The organism is Burkholderia arboris, from assembly GCF_902499125.1.
In the GTDB taxonomy this organism is placed as follows: Bacteria; Pseudomonadota; Gammaproteobacteria; order Burkholderiales; family Burkholderiaceae; genus Burkholderia; species Burkholderia arboris.
Map to the genome: position 1 here is coordinate 1 of NZ_CABVPX010000071.1, position 3,080 is coordinate 3,080.

Annotated in this window: 4 protein-coding genes; all 4 read right to left on the bottom strand. The window is 62.8% G+C overall.

From position 1 onward, the window contains the following. Positions 1-32 precede the first annotated feature (32 nt). From BLA15945_RS37450 to tnpA, 4 genes are read right to left on the bottom strand one after another with little or no spacing between them, the layout of a single operon-like run. The gene (locus tag BLA15945_RS37450) at positions 33-629 is read right to left on the bottom strand and encodes a plasmid pRiA4b ORF-3 family protein (protein ID WP_045598730.1); all 597 of its coding nucleotides are present in this window, start codon (positions 627-629) and stop codon (positions 33-35) included. An 11-nt stretch (positions 630-640) separates the two neighbouring features. After that, positions 641-2,182, bottom strand: coding sequence for an IS66 family transposase (gene tnpC, locus BLA15945_RS37455; RefSeq protein ID WP_054928687.1), 1,542 nt, complete (start codon positions 2,180-2,182; stop codon positions 641-643). A gap of 50 nt (positions 2,183-2,232) precedes the next feature. Continuing rightward, positions 2,233-2,580, bottom strand: coding sequence for an IS66 family insertion sequence element accessory protein TnpB (gene tnpB / locus BLA15945_RS37460; protein ID WP_046543747.1), 348 nt, complete (start codon positions 2,578-2,580; stop codon positions 2,233-2,235). Further along, positions 2,577-3,008 (bottom strand): IS66-like element accessory protein TnpA, encoded by a 432-nt coding sequence (gene tnpA, locus BLA15945_RS37465; RefSeq protein ID WP_063934034.1) that lies wholly within the window; start codon positions 3,006-3,008, stop codon positions 2,577-2,579. Before tnpA ends, tnpB begins: the two co-directional genes overlap by 4 nt. Positions 3,009-3,080: the final 72 nt, after the last annotated feature.

Sequence of the window (3,080 nt, forward strand, 5' to 3'; positions counted from 1 at the left end):
TCGTAAGCGTCAATCTGAGGCCGTCTTGACGATCAGAACTTGACCTCTGAGAGGCGCTGATTCGCGAGCACGAGATCAAAGGCGGCGGGATCGAAGCTGCCGCCACACCACTCGAGGAAGTGGTCGTGCTCCTCGTGCGTCGGATCGGTGATCGCTCCGAGGAAGTCGGCATATCCTGGCACTCCCCCGACGTCTTCCGGTGGACACGCATTCTGCCCGTCCAGGCACATCGGCCGGCGCATGTCTGGATCAGGCACCAGCGCCTTCTCGACTTTGATCCGATGCTGCCAGTTGTCACCGTAGTCGTAGATATAGGTAAATGACTTCAGCCCGCCGAGCGCCTTCGACAGTGTGACCCGTGCTTCATTGAGCATTGGTGGATCGCTCTGGAATCCGAAGTCATCAGGTTCACCATAGTTGGTTTCGCCGAAGACGAACTCGTGCAGGTGCCCGCCTTCCCAGCCCATGGCCAGTTGCAGCACGACATGCAGCTTGCCCAGCCGGATCGAGCCGGGAACGACGATTCGTCGCCAGATCGCCGGCTTGATGTACTTCAGCTCAACGCGCAGTACGTAATCGGGGACTGGCGCCTTGACCAGGCGCACGGCAGGTTTGCGGGGTTGGACCATCGGATTGATTCTCAGGCGGCTTGCTGTTCGATGTGTGCAGTCGGCATCAGGTGCCACGGCAGCAACTCGTCGATGCGGTTGATGGGATGATCGGCGATGCGCTCAAACACCGTGCGCAGGTAGGCAAACGGCTCGATGCCGTTCAGGCGCGCCGTACCGATCAGGCTATAGATCACCGCCGCGCTTTGGCCACCGCCGTCGGAGCCTGCGAACAGATAATTGCGCCTGCCGAGAACCAGCGGCCTGATCGCGCGCTCCGCCGTATTGTTGTCCACCTCGACGCGCCCGTCTTCGCAATAGCGTGTGAGAGCGTGCCAGTGCCCCAGCGAGTATCTAATCGCCTTCGCCAGCCCCGACTTCGCCGAGACCAGTGACAGCGTGTGTTCGAGCCAGGCCTTCAGCTCAGCGAGCAATGGGGCCGAGCGCTGCTGACGCGCAGACAGGCGCACGTTCGGCGTCTGGCCGCGAACCTCGCGCTCAACAACATACAGCGCCCCGATGCGGTGCAGTGCTTCTTCGGCAATCGGTGAGCTGTCCAGTTTGTATATGTCGTAGAACTTGCGCCGCGCATGGGCCCAGCACCCGGCCTCGATGACCGTGCCGTCACGATACAGCGCGTCATACCCGCTGAAGGCATCTGCCTGCAGGATTCCCGTGTAGCCCGCAAGATGTTCTCGAGGTCGCTCACCTTTGCGATCGGGTGAGTACCTGTACCAGACTGCTGGTGGCGCGCGGCTTCCCGCAGGGCGGTCATCCCGCACATAGGTCCACAGGCGCGCTGTGCGTGTCTTGCCACGCCCCGGCTCCAGCACAGGCACGGGCGTGTCGTCGGTATGAATCTTGTCTGCGTCGCGCACGTAACGGCCGAGTGCATCAGACAGCGGCCGCAGTAGCGCCGCTGCTTCACGCACCCACGAAGCCAGTGTCGCGCGATCCAGTTCGATGCCGGCGCGGCGATAGATGCCGGCCTGCCGGTACAGCGGCGTATGGTCAGCGTACTTCGCGACGACGACCTGTGCGAGCAGCCCGGCACCCGCCATCGAGCGCGCTATCGGTCGCGAAGGTGCTGGCTCCTGTACCACTGCAGCACAGCGCGGGCAGCTCAGCTTCGGACGTACGTGACGCAGTACCTTGAAGTAGCCGGGTACATAGTCGAGCACCTCCGAGACGTCTTCGCCGAGCGCGCGCATCTGTTTGCCGCATTCCGGGCATCCGCAGCTCGTTGGCGTATGAACAACCGTATCGCGAGGCAAATGGGCAGGGAAGTGCCGCGGTTTGCGGCGCAGCGAATTGAGGTTCGTAGTAGCCGATGTATCCGCAGTCGCGGCATCAGGCACCTTCGCCGGTGCGGCCATATCTGCTTCAGGAACAGGCAGCTCGCCGAGCGCGAGCTGCAGCTGGTCCATCAATTCTGTCATGCGCTCCGATGAGCGGCCGTACTGCCATCGCTTCAGCCTCGAGATCTCGGCCAGCAACTGCGCGATGGTCTCGTCACGCGAGGCAACGATGCGCTTGAGGGCGGCGATGTCATCGGGCAGATGGTTGGCAGGCATGCAGCCAGTGTAAATGAAGCCCACGCGCTTGTGGGTTCCCGCACCCGGCGTTACGCGGCGTGCGTCGGCTGCCACGTCCGCTCTGGATGCCGCCAGTCAATCCCCTCGAGCAGCATCGACAGTTGGGCAGCTGACAGATGGACTGTTCCCGAGTCCGCCTGCGGCCACACGAAGCGTCCTCGCTCGAGTCGTTTCGCGTACAGGTTCATGCCGTCGCCGCTCCACCATAAAATCTTGATGAGGTCACCGCGACGCCCACGAAACAGGAAGATGTGCCCCGAGAAGGGATCACGTCCGAGCGCTGACTGCACCAGCGTGGCAAGTCCATCCATGCCACGGCGCATATCGGTAACGCCCGCTGCCAGCCATACGCGGGTACCGCCTGGCGGCGCAATCATGCTGGCATCAGGCAGCGCAGCACGAGGCGCAACTGCACGGGGTCCACCATGCCCGTGACGCGTACACGGGCACCGTTCAGTTCGATCTCGATGCCCGACGCTGCCGATACGCTCTCGCGATGTGGCTCGACAGGCTGTAGAGCGAGCGACGCCAGTTCTGAAGTTTCGCCGGTCGGTGCATCAGGTAGCGCTACAGGCAGCAACACCGCTGTGCTGTGCGCCACGCCTTCAAACAGGCCCGCCCGCAGTTGCCGACGCCACTTGAACACCATATTGGGATTCAGTCCGTGCGCCTGCGCGAGCTTGGCCACCGAAATACCCGGCTCGCACGCCGCGACGGCAACTTGCCGTCTGTACTCCGGCGTGTAGTTCGGTCGGCCCTTGCGGTTCGACGCTCGCGCATCCCGTGTGTCCAAAGTAGTCCCCATCACTTGAAGTAACGGACATCACTTTGGACACCGGCTGCAGCTCTGTCCATGCGGCCACGAAATGACGCTTAC

Coding starts and splice junctions, on each gene's coding strand:
- tnpB (WP_046543747.1), bottom strand. CDS start 2,580: ATGATTGCGCCGCCAGGCGGTACCCGCGTATGGCTGGCAGCGGGCGTT.
- BLA15945_RS37450 (WP_045598730.1), bottom strand. CDS start 629: ATGGTCCAACCCCGCAAACCTGCCGTGCGCCTGGTCAAGGCGCCAGTC.
- tnpC (WP_054928687.1), bottom strand. CDS start 2,182: ATGCCTGCCAACCATCTGCCCGATGACATCGCCGCCCTCAAGCGCATC.
- tnpA (WP_063934034.1), bottom strand. CDS start 3,008: ATGGGGACTACTTTGGACACACGGGATGCGCGAGCGTCGAACCGCAAG.